At 71.1% G+C, this 16,787-nt stretch carries 15 protein-coding genes; 9 read left to right on the forward strand and 6 right to left on the reverse strand.

All coding sequences use genetic code 11. The annotated features are described in order from the left end of the window. Positions 1–154 precede the first annotated feature (154 nt). The 9 genes from OHU35_RS03295 to hypE all read left to right on the forward strand — a co-directional run bounded on the left by OHU35_RS03295 (position 155) and on the right by hypE (position 12,890). Positions 155–3,415, forward strand: a complete 3,261-nt coding sequence (locus tag OHU35_RS03295; protein WP_405504523.1) for a discoidin domain-containing protein — start codon at positions 155–157, stop codon at positions 3,413–3,415. Further along, positions 3,412–4,902, forward strand: a complete 1,491-nt coding sequence (locus OHU35_RS03300; protein ID WP_359895713.1) for a family 43 glycosylhydrolase — start codon at positions 3,412–3,414, stop codon at positions 4,900–4,902. The genes OHU35_RS03295 and OHU35_RS03300 overlap by 4 nt, the downstream gene beginning before the upstream one ends. 77 nt (positions 4,903–4,979) lie before the next feature. Continuing rightward, a complete protein-coding gene (locus tag OHU35_RS03305) occupies positions 4,980–6,716 on the forward strand; it encodes an enoyl-CoA hydratase-related protein (protein ID WP_359895712.1) in 1,737 nt (578 codons plus the stop codon). Then, positions 6,713–7,300, forward strand: coding sequence for a hydrogenase maturation protease (locus tag OHU35_RS03310; RefSeq protein WP_189725125.1), 588 nt, complete (start codon positions 6,713–6,715; stop codon positions 7,298–7,300). Before OHU35_RS03305 ends, OHU35_RS03310 begins: the two co-directional genes overlap by 4 nt. A 38-nt stretch (positions 7,301–7,338) precedes the next feature. Next, positions 7,339–8,082, forward strand: a complete 744-nt coding sequence (gene hypB / locus OHU35_RS03315) for a hydrogenase nickel incorporation protein HypB (protein ID WP_189725124.1) — start codon at positions 7,339–7,341, stop codon at positions 8,080–8,082. Further along, complete coding sequence (gene hypF / locus OHU35_RS03320; RefSeq protein ID WP_405504525.1) at positions 8,079–10,403, forward strand: carbamoyltransferase HypF; 2,325 nt, start codon at positions 8,079–8,081, stop codon at positions 10,401–10,403. The genes hypB and hypF overlap by 4 nt, the downstream gene beginning before the upstream one ends. Before the next feature lie 3 nt (positions 10,404–10,406). After that, complete coding sequence (locus OHU35_RS03325) at positions 10,407–10,688, forward strand: HypC/HybG/HupF family hydrogenase formation chaperone (protein ID WP_184595505.1); 282 nt, start codon at positions 10,407–10,409, stop codon at positions 10,686–10,688. Then, the gene (hypD, locus tag OHU35_RS03330) at positions 10,685–11,827 is read left to right on the forward strand and encodes a hydrogenase formation protein HypD (protein WP_189725122.1); all 1,143 of its coding nucleotides are present in this window, start codon (positions 10,685–10,687) and stop codon (positions 11,825–11,827) included. The genes OHU35_RS03325 and hypD overlap by 4 nt, the downstream gene beginning before the upstream one ends. Further along, positions 11,820–12,890 (forward strand): hydrogenase expression/formation protein HypE, encoded by a 1,071-nt coding sequence (gene hypE, locus OHU35_RS03335; RefSeq protein ID WP_405504527.1) that lies wholly within the window; start codon positions 11,820–11,822, stop codon positions 12,888–12,890. The genes hypD and hypE overlap by 8 nt, the downstream gene beginning before the upstream one ends. Positions 12,891–12,940: 50 nt before the next feature. On the opposite strand, the gene hypA is transcribed toward hypE, so the two are convergent. From hypA to OHU35_RS03365, 6 genes are read right to left on the reverse strand one after another with little or no spacing between them, the layout of a single operon-like run. Beyond that, positions 12,941–13,297, reverse strand: a complete 357-nt coding sequence (gene hypA, locus OHU35_RS03340) for a hydrogenase maturation nickel metallochaperone HypA (RefSeq protein WP_189725121.1) — start codon at positions 13,295–13,297, stop codon at positions 12,941–12,943. 7 nt (positions 13,298–13,304) lie between these two features. Continuing rightward, entirely contained in the window at positions 13,305–13,502 is a 198-nt protein-coding gene (locus tag OHU35_RS03345) for a hypothetical protein (RefSeq protein ID WP_189725486.1), read from the reverse strand. 32 nt (positions 13,503–13,534) lie between these two features. Beyond that, on the reverse strand, positions 13,535–13,741 hold the full coding sequence (locus OHU35_RS03350; protein WP_189725120.1) for a hypothetical protein: 207 nt from the start codon (positions 13,739–13,741) through the stop codon (positions 13,535–13,537). Positions 13,742–13,783: 42 nt separating this feature from the next. Continuing rightward, positions 13,784–14,383, reverse strand: a complete 600-nt coding sequence (locus OHU35_RS03355; protein WP_189725119.1) for a DUF5947 family protein — start codon at positions 14,381–14,383, stop codon at positions 13,784–13,786. Further along, positions 14,380–14,949 (reverse strand): NifU family protein, encoded by a 570-nt coding sequence (locus OHU35_RS03360; RefSeq protein WP_405504531.1) that lies wholly within the window; start codon positions 14,947–14,949, stop codon positions 14,380–14,382. The genes OHU35_RS03355 and OHU35_RS03360 overlap by 4 nt, the downstream gene beginning before the upstream one ends. Next, complete coding sequence (locus OHU35_RS03365; protein ID WP_189725117.1) at positions 14,942–16,735, reverse strand: nickel-dependent hydrogenase large subunit; 1,794 nt, start codon at positions 16,733–16,735, stop codon at positions 14,942–14,944. Before OHU35_RS03365 ends, OHU35_RS03360 begins: the two co-directional genes overlap by 8 nt. Between the last annotated feature and the right edge of the window lie 52 nt (positions 16,736–16,787).

A 16,787-nucleotide genomic window follows, 5' to 3' on the forward strand; every position in this document is an offset into this window, starting at 1 on the left:
CGTAATGTCGAATACGTTCGCCGGCAACGTCTACCTGAAAGGTTTTCCAACTCAAGTCGCTCACAACACTCTTGACTCTTCATCAGCTCCCTCCTACGTTGCGAAAACCTTTTAGGTCGTTTCCGTGCTCTGCAGGTCCGGACAGGGAGCTCCGATGAGAAGACCGCAGATCCTCCTGGCCGCACTGGTACTCGCCGTCTGTTGCGTCGTCCCCGCCACCCCGGCCGCGGCGGCGCAGACCATAGGGTTCCCCAGCTTCGGCGGCCCCGCGATCCCCGCCCCGCCCGTCGCCCACACACCGGGCGACATGATGCGGGCGATCTACGACGCGGAGAGTTCGGGGACCGACTTCTGGATGGACCGCCTGCTCGCCCGCTCGGGCAACGATCCGGCCGGGCCCTGGCTGATGAGCAGGGGACGCGCGCTGTTCATGAAGGAGCACGACCCGGCCCGGTTCGGTTTCGGCGGCAAGGTCGCCTACTGGGAGAACATCAACGGCGACAACGCCTACACCGTCGCGGTCACCCCGGGGACCTTCACCGAACAGGTCGCGCAACGCCGGCAGACGCCCAGCCACTGGAAGAGCGTGCACACCAGCGGCTCGGTCACGGTCGACCAGACGAAGTTCATCACGGACAACAACGTGGCCGTGACGAACCTGTCGATCAAGAACAATGGCTCGTCCGCCACCACGCTCCAGTTGCGGGCGACCTCGCCCTACGCCACCTCGGGCACCGGCAGCGAGCTGACCGGGCAGGTCAACGCCTACAACAACCTCACGACCCTCCGCCCCCGGCTGACGGGTGACGGGTTCGCCGTCGCCGGCGGCGGCCTCAACCGGTCCGTGACCGTCGCGGCCGGTGCCACCGTGACCGCCAAGGTCGTGATGGGTTTCGTCACCGACGAGATCCCCGAGTCGCGGACCGAGTACGACGCCTACGCGGGCTACTCGGCCGCCACCGCGTTCGCCACCCACGTCAGGGCCTACAACCGGTGGTGGGCGCAGAACGTGCCCTACATCGACGTGCCCGAGCCCGCGATCAAGAAGAACATCTACTACCGCTGGTGGCTGATGCGCTTCAACCATCTGGACGCCGACATCCCCGGGCAGACCTTCCAGTTCCCGACCTCGACCGAGGGCGTCCTCGGCTACAACAACGCCATCGCACTCACCCAGCCGATGCACATCGACGACCTGAAGTACCTGCGCGACCCGTCCTACGCCTACGGCGACTGGCTGAGTGTCGGCCAGACCTCCAAGGGCGGCCGCTTCCTGGACAACCCGGGCGACCCGGAGAACTGGTCCAACAGCTACACCCAGTACATCGCCGAGGCGGCGTGGAAGAGCTACCAGATCCACGGCGGCCAGCCGGGCATCGCCGCGAGCCTCGCCCGCTACGCGGAGGGCGACGTGAAGGGCCAGCTCGCGCACTACGACCGCGACAACAACAAGCTCATCGAGTACGACTGGGGCGCCCTGACGGGCAACGACGCCGACGCGGTCTCCTTCCACTGGAAGCCCGGAAACATGGACCGCGCCGAGTCCGCCTACCAGTACAGCGGGGCGCTGGCCGCCGCGCAGGCCTACGAGGCGACCGGCAACACGGCCAAGGCGAGCGAGATGCGCACGCTGGCGAACCAGATCAAGGACGCCATCGTCAACGTCCTGTGGAACCCCGACCGGCAGCTGTTCGAGCACCGGCTGAAGTCGACCAACGAGTGGGTGCCCTGGAAGGAGATCAACAACTACTACCCGTTCTCGGTCGGCGCCGTCCCCGACACGGCGACGTACAAGCAGGCCCTGCGGCTGTTCGACGACCCGGCGCAGTACCCGATCTTCCCCTTCTACACGGCCAACCAGGTCGACAAGAAGGCGGCGGCCGAGGCCGGGGAGCCGGGCTCCAACAACTTCTCCACCATCAACTCCACCGTCCAGTTCCGGCTGTACTCCTCGGTGCTGCGCAACTACTCCAACTCCTGGATGAACGCCACCGACTACAAGAAGCTCCTCTACTGGAACACCTGGGCGCAGTACGTCGGCGGCAACACCCAGTGGCCGGACGCGAACGAGTTCTGGGCCGACTGGAACGGCAGCGCCGTCAACTACCGCTCCTGGATCCACCACAACATCCTGGGCAGCAGCAACTGGACGGTGATCGAGGACGCGGCGGGGCTGCGGCCGCGCAGCGACGCCAAGGTGGAGCTCTCCCCCATCGACATCGGCTGGTCCCACTTCACGGTCAACAACCTGCGCTACCGGGGCGCCGACCTGTCCGTCGTCTGGGACGACCCGGCCGACGGCGTGGTGCGCTACCCCGGCATCCCGGAGGGCTACTCGATCTACGTCAACGGCACCCGGGCCGCCACCGTGAGCTCCCTGGTGCCCTTCACCTGGGACCCGGCCACCGGCGAGGTCACCACGAAGGGCACGGTCACCCACCGCACGGCCGTCCCCGGGCTCAAGGCCCCCAACCAGGTCGTGCAGGACAGCCCCCGCATGGTCGCCATGCTCGCCAAGGCCGGTGTCGATCTGACGGGCGACCCGGCCAACCTCGCCTCCGGGGCGACCGCGTCCGCCTCCCACACCGGGTCGGGCAGCGCCGTCTCGGGCGCGGTCGACGGGCTTCCCACCAACGAGCCGTTCTGGGGCGCGGGCGGCTCCTCGAACAGCCAGGACTGGTACGAGCTGAACCTCGGCACCACCCGGACGCTCAACGAGGTGCGCCTGTACTTCAAGGACAGCCGCCCCGCCAGTACGACCTACCGGGCGCCGTCCTCGTACACGATCCAGTACCACAACGGCACTTCCTGGGTGAACGCCGACGGCCAGACCAAGAGCCCGGCCGCGCCCCGCGCCAACTACAACCTGGTGCGGTTCCCGGCGATCAGCGCCCAGCGCATCCGGGTCCTGGCGACCAACGCCTCCGGGGCGAAGACGGGCCTCACCGAGATCAAGGTCCACAACCGGGGCGGCGCCCAGCCACCCGCCAATCTGGCGACGTCCGCGACGGCGTCCGCCTCGTACACCTCCTCCTGGGAGAGCGTCACCGCGATCAACGACGGGGTCGACCCGCCCTCCTCCGACGACACCGTCAACCCGCGCTGGGGCACCTGGCCGGAGACCGGGCAGCAGTGGGCCGAGCTGACCTGGCCGTCGGCGAAGAGCGTCGACCGGGCCGAGGTGTACTTCTTCGACGACGACCAGGGCATCGACATGCCCGCCTCGTGGAAGCTCCAGTACTGGAACGGCAGCGCCTATGTCGACGTGCCCGGCGCGAGCGGCTATCCGGTGGCGAAGAACCAGTACAACGCGGTCACGTTCACCGCGACGAACACCACACGACTGCGTGTGCAGCTCACCAGCAACGGCAGCAGCTCCGTCGGCCTCCTCGAAGCGAAGGTGTACGGCCCGTGACTCGTTTCAGATGTCTGTCCGCGCTCATCGGCGTCCTCACCATGGTGGTCGCCTTCCTCGCGGCGCCGCAGCCCGCTGCCGCCGCCGTGGCGTTCACGTCGACGGGGGTGAACCAGAACGGCGGCAACTGCCTGGATCTGCCGGGCGGTTCGTCGACGAACGGGACGCAGTTGCGTGCCTTCTCGTGCGGTTCCGGCGCGAACCAGAGTTTCCGCTTCGCCCCGGTCTCCGGCTCGGGTGACACGTACACGATCACCACCCAGTCCGGGCAGTGCGTCGATGTCTCCGGCGCGTCCACCGCGGACAACGCCACGGTCATCCAGTGGCCCTGCCACGGAGGCACCAACCAGCAGTGGCGGCTGCTGCCGGTGAGCGGCACCGACAAGGCCTTCAACCTGGTCTCCACGGCCTCGGGCAAGTGCGTGACCCCGAGCGGCGGTTCGTCGGCGTCGGACACCGGCCTGGTGCAGCTGCCGTGCTCCGCCGCGAACGGCAGGGTGTGGCGGCTGTCCGGCTTCACCGGCGACGGCACGAGCCCGAACACCTTCACCAACCCGATCGCCCAGCGCGGCCCCGACCCCTGGCTGACCTACCACGACGGTTACTACTACCTCGCCACCACGACCTGGAACTCGACGGTCACCATGCGCAAGTCCCGCACCCTGGGCGGCCTCGCCACGGCCTCCGAACAGGTGATCTTCAATCTGACCAGGCCCAATGGCGCCGGGACGATGTGGGCCCCGGAGTTCCATCTGCTCGACGGTCCGAACGGCAAGCGGTGGTACTTCTACTACACGGCCGGGCGGGAGCCGTTCGACCTGGGCACCCAGCGGATCCACGTCCTGGAGAGCGCCGGCCAGGACCCGATGGGCCCCTACACCTTCAAGGCCGATCTGCTCGACCCGTCCCAGGACACCACCTGGGAGCTGGACCCGGGCATCCTCCAGCTGAACGGCAAGCTGTATCTGCTCGGTACCTTCTACAACGGCTCGCAGCCGATGTTCATCCGGCCGCTGTCCAACCCGTGGACCGCGAGCGGCACCCGCCGGATCCTCTCCACCCCCACCCACAGCTGGGAGACGGTGGGCGGCGCGGTCAACGAGGGCGCCGAGGTCCTGCAGCGGAACGGGAAGACCTTCATCGTCTACTCCGCCAGCCACTGCTCCACGCCCGACTACAAGCTGGGCATGCTCACGTACAACGGCGGCGACCCGCTCAGCTCCTCCTCCTGGACCAAGTCACCGAACCCGGTGTTCCAGCGGTCCAACGCCAACGGGGTGTACGGCCCCGGCCACAACGGCTTCTTCAAGTCGCCGGACGGCACGGAGGACTGGATGGTGTACCACGCCAACAGCTCCGCGAGCGGCGGCTGCGACATGAACCGCTCCACCAGAGCACAGAAGTTCACCTGGAACGCCGACGGGACGCCGAACTTCGGCACCCCCGTGGGCCTGGGCGTCCCGCTGACCGCACCCTCGGGAGAATAGCCCGGAAGCGGACGAGGGCCGCGAAACGCCGCAGTGGTCCTTCTCGGCCCTCGTCCGAACGGCGAGCATGCCATGTCATGGACATCTTGCTTGTCGCCAGCGCGTTCAACAGCCTGTCCCAGCGTGTGTACGCGGAACTGTCGGACGAGGGGCACCGGGTGGACGTCGTCCTCGCCTCGCACGGCGCCGACGCGGTCCGGGCCGCCGTACAGGAGGTGCGCCCGGACCTGGTCGTCGCCCCGATGCTGAAGACGGCCCTGCCGGAGGACGTGTGGCAGCAGCACACCTGCCTGATCGTGCACCCCGGGCCACCCGGCGACCGGGGGCCGTCCTCCCTGGACTGGGCGATCGCCGGAGGGGCGCCCGAGTGGGGCGTGACGGTGCTTCAGGCCGAGGCGGCGATGGACGCGGGCGACGTGTGGGCGGACGGGTCCTTCCCCGTGCCGCCGGCGGGCAAGAGCGACGTGTACCGCAACGAGGCCGCCGACGCCGCGACAGCCGCGGTCCTCCAGGCCGTGCGGCGATACGCCGACGGCTCGTACAAACCGCGCCCGCAGAGCGAGCCCGGGATCCACGTGGTGTGGCGGGACTTCTTCCGCCAGGAGCAGCGGCGGATCGACTGGGAGCGGGACAGCACGGAGACGGTGCTGCGCAAGCTCCGCGGAGCCGACTCGCAGCCCGGCGTCCGGGACGAGATCTGCGGCCGGGAGGTGTTCCTGCACGGCGGGCACCCCGAGGACCGGCTGCGGGGAGAGCCCGGGGAGCTGCTCGCGACCCGGTCCGGCGCGGTCTGCCGGGCCACCCGGGACGGCGCGGTGTGGATCCCGGAGCTGCGCCCCCGCAAGAGCTCCGGCGACCCGGCGCCGTTCCGCCGCCCGGCGGCCTCGGTCCTCGCCGGCTTCCCGGCCCCGCCCGGATCCCACGGCATGCCGACCTCGAGCGAACGCCCGCACTGGCTGCCCGAGATCGCCGCCCCACTCGAACTGCCCCCGGACCGCGCCACCTGGACCGACATCCGCTACCGGCAGCACGGTCAGGTCGGCTTCGTGACCTTCTCGTTCCCCGGCGGGGCGATGAGCACCACCCACTGCCGCAGGCTGCTCGCCGCCTACCGGTACGCGCTCAGCCGCCCCACATCGGTGCTGGTGCTCGGCGGCGCCCGCGACTTCTTCTGCAACGGCATCCATCTCAACGTCATCGAGGCGTCGAGCGACCCGGCGGGCGAGTCCTGGTCCAACCTCAACGCCATGAACGACGTGGTCGAGGCCGTGCTGCGCACCACCGACCGGCTGGTGATCGCGGCGCTCGGCGGCAACGCGGCGGCCGGCGGTGTCATGCTCGCCCTGGCTGCGGACGAGGTCTGGTGCCGCACGGGCAGCGTCCTCAACCCGCACTACCGCACCATGGGCCTGTACGGCTCGGAGTACTGGACGTACTCGCTGCCGCGCCGCGTGGGAGCCGAGACGGCCGAGCGGCTGACGAGCGAGGCGCTGCCCGTGAGCGCCGCGACGGCCGCGCGGATCGGGCTGGTGGATCGTCTGGTGCCCGCCCAGGCACGGGAGTTCACGACCGAGGTCGAGCGACTGGCTGCCGCAGTCGCCGGCGACCCGGACCTCACAGGACGGATCACCGCCAAGACCACGGCACGTCACGCGGACGAGCTCCAGCGCCCCCTCGCCGAATACCGGCGGACCGAACTCGCCCGCATGCGCACGATCTTCTTCGACCGGCAGGCCCCGTACCACGCGCTGCGGTCCGCCTTCGTCCGCAAGATCCCGACCGGCTCCCCCCGGCCGCTCGGAGGTGCGCGATGAACGCGCGCCTGCTGGTGGCGGGCGTCGGCAACATCTTCCTCGCGGACGACGCCTTCGGTCCCGAGGTGATCCGCGCCCTGGAGCGGAACCCGCTGCCGCCCGAGGTACGGGTGCGGGACTTCGGCATCCGCGGGATGGATCTGGCGTACGAACTGCTCGACGGCTACGACACGGCCGTCCTGGTCGACGCGGCGGTACGGGGGCACGAGCCGGGCACCCTGTCGCTGGTCGAGCCGGACCTGCCGGACGGTGCCTCGGGGGGCGCCCCGCCCGAGGCGCACGGCATGGACCCGGCGAAGGTCCTCGCCCTGGCCGCCCACCTGGGCGACGAGCCGCTGCCGCGTGTCCTCGTCCTCGCCTGCGAGCCCGAGCTGCGGGCACCCGCCGACGAGGACATCGCTCCGGGCATCAGCGCGACGGTGCGCGAGGCGGTCGGGCGGGCCGTCGCGGCACTGCACACCATGGTCCCGGTGCTGCTCGCCGACCCGGCTGCCACGCCTCCGTTGAGCCGCCCGGACGAATCCGCCGCCCTGTCGTCGGCCGGGCTGCCGGGCACGGTGACCGACGGCGCGGAGGATCGGTAGCGGACTGATTTCCCTACCGAACGCGAGGAGCGGCGCCCATGTGCGATTCCATGGAAGAGGTCACTCAGGCCGTCCTGGCGAAGAACGACTCTCTGGCCGCGGGGCTGCGCGAGGAGCTGGCCCGGCGGGGCGTCAGCGTGGTCAACCTGTTGTCCAGCCCGGGCAGCGGAAAGACGGAACTGCTCGGGCGGGTGCTGGCCAGGGCGGTGGAGCGGGGCCTTCCGGTCGCCGCGCTCACCGCCGATCTGGCCACCGAGAACGACGCCCACCGGCTCGCCCGCTCGGGCGCCCCGGTGAAGCAGTTGCTGACGGACGGTCTGTGCCACCTGGAGGCGCGGCAACTGCGCGGTCATGTGGAGAGCTGGCTGCCCGAGGGCACCTCGCTGCTGTTCGTCGAGAACGTCGGCAACCTCGTCTGCCCGGCCTCCTACGACCTCGGCGAGAGCCTGCGGATCGTGCTCATGGCGGTGACGGAGGGCGAGGACAAGCCGCTGAAGTACCCCACGGCCTTCGGGTCCGCCCATCTGGTGGTGCTCACCAAGGTCGATCTGGCCGGGCCCGCCGGGTTCGACCAGGCCGCCTTCGCCGCGAATGTCCAGCGGGTCAACCCCGGGGTGGAGCTCCTGTTCTCCTGCGCCCGGACCGACGACGGTGTCGACACCCTCCTGGAGCGGGTGCTCGCCGTACGGGACGGTGCCCCTGTCCACCGGCCTCCCCTGGCGCCCCGCCCGCACACCCACTCCCACTCCCACGAGGGCACCGAAGCCGGCCTCGTCTCGTGACGGCGCCCGCCACCCAGGCGGTGCGCCGCCGCGTCACCGTGCGCGGCACGGTGCAGGGCGTGGGGTTCCGCCCCTTCGTGCACCGCCTGGCCACCGATCTCGCGCTCGCCGGGTTCGTGAGCAACACGGCGAGCGGAGTCCTCATCGAGGTGGAGGGACCGCCGGAGGGCATCGCCGACTTCTGCGACCGGCTGGCCCAGGAGCCGCCGCCGTTGGCCACGGTCACCGGCGTCGGGTTCGAGGAGCTGCCCGTCAGCGGCGCCGACGACACCTTCAGCATCCGTTCCACCGACCGCTCCCCCGGTCGCACCCTCCTCCCGCCCGACACGGCGACCTGCCCCGACTGCCTGCGGGAACTGGCCGATCCGGCCGACCGGCGTCACCGCCACCCGTTCGTCACGTGCACTCACTGCGGGCCCCGCTTCACCATCGCCACGGGCATGCCGTACGACCGGGCGGCCACGACCATGGCCGGCTTCCCGATGTGTGCCGAATGCGGCCGGGAGTACGGCGATCCCGTCGACCGGCGCTTTCACGCCCAGCCCGTGGCCTGCCCCGGCTGCGGCCCCCGGCTGCGTCTGGTGCCCGCCTCCGGCAGCGATGTCCGCCCGGCGCGGGACGCCGGCGCCCTGGCCGGGGCGCGGGCGCTGCTGGCCGCCGGGCGGATCGTCGCCGTCAAGGGCCTCGGCGGCTACCACCTGGCGTGTGACGCCACCGACGCACGGGCCGTCGAGACGCTGCGCACCCGCAAGGCGCGCGGCGGCAAACCGTTCGCGGTGATGTGCGCGGACCTCGACGCCGTACGGCGGATCGCCGACCCCTCCACGGCTGAACTGGCCGCCCTCACCAGCGCGCGGCGCCCCATCGTCCTGCTGCGGCGGGGAGCGGAGCGGGCAGGCCTCGCGCCGGGTGTCTGTCCCGGCAGCCCGCACCTCGGCGTCCTGCTGCCCTACACGCCCGTGCACACCCTGCTGTTCGGCCTGCCCGGCGACCCGCCGGGCCCGCGCGTGCTGGTCATGACGAGCGGCAACCGCTCCGGCGAACCGATCGTCACGGACGACGACGAGGCACTGACCCGGCTGGCCGGTCTGGCCGATGCCTGGCTCGCCCATGACCGGCCCGTCTCCTCGCCCTGCGACGACTCGCTGCTGCGGGTACGCCCCGACGGCACCGAGCAGGTGCTGCGCCGGTCCCGGGGGTACGTGCCCCGCCCGCTGCGGCTGCCGGTCCCGGTGCGGCCGACGCTCGCCGTGGGCGGGGATCTGAAGAACGCGCTGTGCCTCGGCGAGGGGGACCACGCCTGGTTCGGCCCGCACATCGGCGACATGGGCGATCTGACCACCCTGGAGGCGGCCCGGCGGGCCGAGGCGCACATGCGGTCGCTGACCGGCGTCGCCCCCGAGCTCGTCGCCGCCGACCGGCATCCGGGATACCACTCCGCGCGGTGGGCCCGTCGGCGAGCCCACGGGATCGCGCCCGTCTTCGTCCAGCACCACCACGCGCACATCGCCTCGGCGATGGCCCAGCACGGCCTCGACGGCACCGCACCCGTGATCGGCGTCGCCTTCGACGGCACCGGCTACGGCGACGACGGGACCGTCTGGGGCGGCGAGATCCTGCTCGCCGACTACACCGGCTACCGGCGCTTCGCCCGGCTGGCCCCCGCCCCGCTGCCCGGCGGGGACGCGGGCGTGGCCAACCCGTGCCGTCTGGCCCTGGCCCGGCTGTGGGCGGCGGGCCTGGCGTGGGACGCGGATCTGCCCAGTGTGACCGCCTGCACGGCCAATGAACTGGCCGTTGTGCAGCAGCAGTTGACGCGAGGGGTGGCCTGTGTGGCGACCTCCAGCATGGGCCGGCTCTTCGACGCCGTGTCCTCCCTGGTGGGCGTGTGCCATCGCGCGGGGTACGAGGCGCAGGCCGCCCTGGAGCTGGAGGCCGCCGCCGCTTCGGCCTGGGGCGAGGGCACCTCGGCCTACGACTTCGGCTTCACCGCCGGTACGTACGACCCGGCGCCCGTGCTGAACGCGCTCGTCGCCGATCTGCGGCGCGGCACTCCGGCCCCCGTGCTCGCCGCCCGCTTCCACCGTGCGGTGGCCAGGGCCGTCGCGGAGATCTGCCGGCATGCGCGTCAGGACACCGGCCTGGCCACCGTCGCTCTCAGCGGCGGGGTCTTCGCCAACGCGCTGCTGGAGGAGGAGTGCGCGCGACTGCTGTCCGAAGACGGCTTCGCGGTGCTCCGCCACGGCGAAGTCCCGCCGAACGACGGCGGGTTGGCCCTCGGCCAGCTGGTGGTCGCGGCGCACCTACGACAGGAGGAGTGACCCATGTGTTTGGCAGTGCCCGGCAAAGTCGTGGCCATCGACGACAGCGCGGATCCGCTCACCGGACTGATCGATTTCGGCGGAGTGCAGAAGCAGGCGTGCCTGGAGTACGTGTCCGATGTGCGGGTGGGCGAGTACGTCATCGTGCACGTCGGCTTCGCGCTCCAGCGTCTTGACGAGGAGTCGGCCCTGGCCTCGCTGAAGCTCTTCGAGGAACTGGGGCTGCTGGAGGAGGAGTTCGGAGACGCCTGGGAGCAGGCGGCGAAGGAGGCGGGAACAGCGTGAAGTACATCGACGAGTTCAACGACCCCGATCTGGCCCGGCGGCTGCTGGACGAGATCCGCGCCACCGCCACCCGGCCGTGGGCCCTGATGGAGGTGTGCGGCGGGCAGACCCACTCGATCATCCGGCACGGCATCGACCAACTGCTGCCCGAGCAGGTGGAGTTGATCCACGGCCCCGGCTGCCCCGTCTGTGTCACACCGCTGGAGGTCATCGACAAGGCGCTGGAGATCGCCTCGCGGCCCGGCGTGATCTTCTGTTCGTTCGGCGACATGCTCCGCGTGCCGGGCACCGACCGCGACCTGTTCCGGGTCAAGGGCGAGGGCGGCGACGTACGGGTGGTCTACTCGCCGCTCGACGCCCTGGAACTGGCCCGCCGCCACCCGGACCGGGAGGTGGTGTTCTTCGCGATCGGCTTCGAGACCACGGCTCCGGCCAACGCGATGGCCGTGCACCAGGCGAGGCGTCTCGGCCTGACCAACTTCAGCCTTCTGGTGTCGCATGTGCGGGTGCCCCCGGCCGTCGAGGCGATCATGACGGCGCCCGCCTGCCGGGTGCAGGGCTTTCTGGCCGCCGGGCACGTGTGCAGCGTGATGGGCATGGCGGAGTACCCGGAACTGGCCGAGCGGTTCCGCGTGCCGATGGTGGTGACCGGCTTCGAGCCGCTGGACATCCTGGAGGGCATCCGCCTGGCGGTCCGGCAGCTGGAGCGCGGTGAGCACCGGGTGGAGAACGCGTATCCGCGTGCCGTGCGCGAGGAGGGCAATCCGGCCGCGGTGCGCATGATCGAGGAGGTGTTCGAGGTCACCGACCGGAACTGGCGCGGCATCGGGCCGATCCCGTTGAGCGGCTGGCGGCTGACCGACGCCTTCCGCTCGTACGACGCCGAGCACCGCTTCGACGTCACCGGGATCCGCACCGAGGAGCCCGCCGAGTGCCGCAGCGGCGAGGTGCTCCAGGGGCTGATCAAGCCGACCGAGTGCGAGGCGTTCGGCACCACCTGCACCCCGCGCAACCCGCTCGGCGCCACCATGGTCTCGAGCGAGGGCGCCTGCGCGGCCTACTACCTGTACCGCCGGATGAACGCCGCGACACCGCAGGCCGAGCGGGCCGCGCGGGAGGAGATGAACCCCGTTGCCTGAGCAACTCGCCGACACGGTCGACCCGGCCGACTGGACCTGTCCGGCTCCCCTGCGCGACCAGCCGGTCGTGGTGATGGGGCACGGCGGCGGAGGCGCGCTGTCGGCGGAGCTGATGGAGCAGGTCTTCGTCCCCGCCTACGGCAACGCCACCCTGGCCGGTCTCGCCGACTCCGCCGTCCTCGAACTGGGCGGCGCGCGGCTGGCCTTCTCCACCGACTCCTACGTGGTCAGGCCGCTGTTCTTCCCCGGCGGCAGCCTGGGTGACCTCGCGGTCAACGGCACGGTCAACGATCTCGCCATGAGCGGCGCCAGGCCGGCCTACCTCTCCGCCGCCTTCGTACTGGAGGAGGGCGTGGAGCTGACCGTCGTCGGACGGATCGCGCGCGCCATGGGGGCCGCGGCCGAGGCGGCCGGGGTCACCATCGCCACGGGTGACACCAAGGTCGTCGAGTCCGGGCACGGCGACGGGGTGTACGTCACCACCGCCGGTGTGGGGCTCGTGCCCGATGGCGTGGACATCCGGCCTCAGCGTGCGCGGCCCGGTGACGCCGTGATCGTCAGCGGGCCGATCGGTCAGCACGGGGTGGCGATCATGAGTGTGCGGGAAGGGCTGGAGTTCGGGGCCGAGGTCGCCAGCGACACCGCGCCGCTGGCGGATCTGGTGGCGGCGATGCTGGCCGTCACCCCGGACCTCCATGTGCTGCGCGACCCCACCCGGGGTGGTCTTGCGGCGTCCCTCAACGAGATCGCCCGCGCTTCCGGGACCGGGGTCCGGCTTCAGGAGCGGGCCGTTCCGGTGCCGGACGCCGTGGCGAACGCCTGCGGCTTCCTCGGGCTCGATCCCCTGTATGTCGCCAACGAGGGCCGGCTGGTCGCCTTCGTGCCCCCGTCGGCGGCCGACGAGGTGCTCGCCGCGATGCGTGCCCATCCGCAGGGCACCGGGGCCACGCTGATCGGCGAGTGCGTCGCCGAGCACCCCGGGATGGTGGTCGTCGCCACCGGTCTGGGCGGCACGCGGGTGGTGGATCTGCCGCTCGGCGAGCAGTTGCCGCGCATCTGCTGACCGGGCGTGTGAGTGGGCCCCGCCGAAGGTGTCGGCGGGGCCCACTCGCGCTATGCGGAGGCCGGTGACGGCTCGATGCCCGTGATCTCCAGTTCCCGGCCGCTGCGCAGATCGTTGGAGGGCTGGTCGCAGCGCGGGCACCAGAAGAACGGGGGCATGCCCACCGGGAACTCCTCGGCGCACGGGCCGCACCAGGCCTGCCCGGGGATCTGCTCGACCACGAGCTGTGCCCCGGCGAGGGCGGTGCCGTCGCGGGCCACCTCGAAGGCGAAACCGAGGGCGTCGGGGACGACGCCCGCCAGCTCGCCGACCCGGACGGTCACCGTCGAGACGGCGTCCGTGCCGTCCGCCCGGGCCAGCTCGTCGGCCCGCTCGATGATCGCTGTCGCGATCGACAGTTCGTGCACGGCCGGATCACGGATACCGGTTGCCCGCGCGGAAACCGCCGGACATCCGCCAGATCCGCATCTCCCGCCTCAGGCTGGGCCACTCCCAGCACAGCGCGGCCAGGGCCACACCGCCCACCAGGACGGCCTCGGCCTTCAGCACCCGCTGTCCGCTCATCCCGCCGCGCCTGCGCGCGACGGGTCTGCGTGCTCGTTTGACCTTCATTGCGGCGACTCCCTGCTCTTTCTCCTGCCGGATCATGCCGGCGAGATGTTCGGCATGGTCTCCACAAGGGCGTCATGCCGCTTCCAGTGGATCCCCGTGGAGCGGCGCGCGTCGGCGGTGCCGTCCTCGTGGTGCCCCTTCTGCTGCGCGTACCGTCCCTTGTTGCCCTGGTGCAGGCCGGCGACGTGCCCGGGGGTGTCGGGCCTGGCCTGGGGCCGGCCCACTCTGATGCTGCCCATGGGGTGTTCTCCTTCCTCGCCTCCGATCTGCGGAGGGCGTGCTCATGACCGCTCGGTGAGGTCCTCGAAGAACCGTTCGACGGCGGGCCAGACCCGTCCGCCGCCGGACAGGCCGCGCCACTCCCGGCGTACGACGGCGACCATCCGGTAGCAGTCGTCGACCGGCACGATCCAGTGGTGATCGAGACCGTGGACGGTGTTCACCAGCAGGGCCTCCACCTCGGGTTCCACGGTGGCGAGCTGCGGAACCGTACCGGCCAGTTCCTGCCAGGCCGCCGCGTCCACCTCCCACCGCATGGCCCCCGCCGGGCTCGGGCCCTGCGCGGTGACGGTGCCGTCCGCCCGGGGCACGAAGAAGACCAGACCGACCGGTACACCCAGGACCGCCGTGTCGATGTGCGGCAGCCGGACCCGGCGCCGGGGCACGAGCCGGTACTGGCCGTCCCCCGCCCCGGCCTCGGCGAACAGCACCGAGCAGGGGCGGCAGGCGCAGCGCACCTCCTCCTGCCCGCTGTCGTGGAGATGGGCGTGCTCCTCCGCGAGAGGCGCGGCGCACAGGTCGCACACCTCCCTCTCGGCCGCCGCCGTACGGTCGGCCGAGGAGCGGATGAGGCGGGCCAGTGCCCCGTCGGTGGTGGTCACCGTGCGTCCCGGTGCGTCAGGGTGGTCAGCGGTACGAACGCGGGGGCCGGCGTGCTGGGCAGTGGCTCCACCGCCGTCAGCTCGGGAGCCACGGCGAGGACCGCCGCACGGACCGCGTCGGTGACCTCGGAGCCTCCGCCACCGCCACCGCCACCGCAGCCGGAGCCGGAGCCGCACCCGCCGCCCGACGTCAGGCGCACCCGGGCGACCTGCCCCTCCACCCCGGCCCACTCCACGTCGCCGCCGCGCTCCTGGACGGCGGGGCGCAGCCGCTCGACCGCGCGGGCCGCCCGGCGCTCGGCGGGCTCGGGGTGGATGTCGTGCAGGACCAGCAGATGGCCCAGCAGCTCGTCGCCGGCCAGGTTCTCGGCCAGCGGCCCGTCCGCGTGGTCCATGACGCGGGCCAGTGCCTCGCCGTAGACCTCGGTCAGGAGCGCGACCGCCTCGGTGGCGGAGCGGGTGGTGGGGCCGGGCGCGGACTCCAGGCCTTCCAGCAGGCCGTCGAGCCGGGCGAGCCGGGCCTCGACGTCCGGGTCGGCCAGTCGTACGCCGGCGGCCTCAGCCATGGTTCGCCCCGTACGTCGGCGAGTGCAGGGTGGTGAGCGTCTTGCCCTTGCCGACGTACATGTGCACACCGCACGGCAGACAGGGGTCGAAGCTGCGGACGGTGCGCATGATGTCGACGCCCTTGAAGTCGTCCGGCCCGTTCTCCTCGAAGATGGGCTGGCCCTGAACGGCGTCCTCGTACGGACCGGGGGTGCCGTAGATGTCGCGGGGGCTGGCGTTCCACGGGGTGGGCGGGTACGGGTGGTAGTTGGCGATCTTCTTGTCCTTGATCACCAGGTGGTGGGAGAGGACGCCGCGCACCGCCTCGTGGAAGCCGCAGCCGATCGCCTCGTCGGGCACCTCGTAGTTCTCGAACACCTTGGTCTCGCCCGCGCGCACCATCCCCATGGCCTCTTCGATGAACTGCAGGGCCATGGCGGCCGCGTAGGCGACGAAGTACGGCCGGGCGCGGTCGCGTTCGATGGTGTTGCTCCACTGCGGGATGCGCCACTCCAGGGTGGTCTCCGGCAGGGACTCGCCCTTGGGCAGCGAGATGCGCACGCTGTGGCCGGTGGCCTTGACGTACGGGGTGTCGACGATGCCGCTCAGCGCGGTCGACCACAGCCGGGCGAGGGGGCCGCCGCCGGTGTCGAGGGCGAGGTGCGCATCGGTCCGCTTGTCGTACCAGCGCGGGCTCATCACCCAGCTGTACTTGTCGTCGAAGTCGCGCTTCTGCGGTACCGGGACGGTGGTCTGGTTCCACGGGTGGCGCATGTCGACGGGGTTGCCGAGCGGGTCGTGCGTGACGAAGGGCGATTCGTTCACCCAGTCCTCGTAGTACGAGCTGCCCAGCATGATGCGCAGGCCGAGGTTGATGTCGACGAGGTTGTTGGTGACCAGCTCGCCGTCGACGATGATGCCGGGGGTGACATACATGTCCTTGCCCCAGGAGTTCATCGTCTCGTAGCGGTAGTCGACGGTCTGGGGGTTCTGGAAGGCGCCCCAGCAGCCCAGCAGGACACGGCGGCGGCCGACCTCCTCGTAGCCGGGCAGCGCCTCGTAGAAGAAGTCGAAGACGTCGTCGTTCATGGCGACGGCCTTCTTCACGAAGTCGATGACCCGCATGAGCCGGCTGAGGTAGTCGGTGAAGACGGTCGGCTGCGGCATCGTGCCGACACCGCCCGGGTACAGCGTGGACGGGTGGACGTGCCGCCCCTCCATCAGGCAGAACATCTCGCGGGTGACCCGGCTGACCTTCAGGGCCTCCTTGTAGACCTCGCCCTCGAAGGGGTTGAAGGCCTTCATGATGTCGGCGATGGTGCGGTAGCCGTGGATCTCGCCGCGGGGCGCGTCGGTGCGTTCGGCGCGGGCCAGCAGGCCGGGGTTGGTGGCCTTGACCATCGCCTCGCAGAAGTCCACGAACACCAGGTTGTCCTGGAAGATCGTGTGGTCGAACATGTACTCGGCCGCTTCGCCGAGGTTGACGATGTGCTCGGCCAGCGGAGGCGGCTTGACGCCGTAGGCCATCTGCTGGGCGTAGTCGGAGCAGGTGGTGTGGTTGTCGCCGCAGATGCCGCAGATCCGGGACGTGATGAACCCCGCGTCGCGCGGGTCCTTGCCCTTCATGAACACCGAGTAGCCGCGGAACAGCGACGAGGTGCTGTGGCATTCGACGACTTCCCGGTTGGCGAAGTCGATCTTCGTGTAGATGCCCAGGTTCCCGATGATCCGGGTGATCGGATCCCAGGACATGTCCACGAGTTGTGGGGGCTTGCGCTCCGTGGGCCGGGCCTCGGTGGTGGTCATCTGCGGTACTGCCCCTCGCTGTAGGTGGTCCGGTGGGTGGTGGTGGCGTGCG

Origin of the sequence: Streptomyces purpurascens, from assembly GCF_045040895.1 — a bacterium.
GTDB classification, from domain to species: Bacteria; Actinomycetota; Actinomycetes; order Streptomycetales; family Streptomycetaceae; genus Streptomyces; species Streptomyces purpurascens.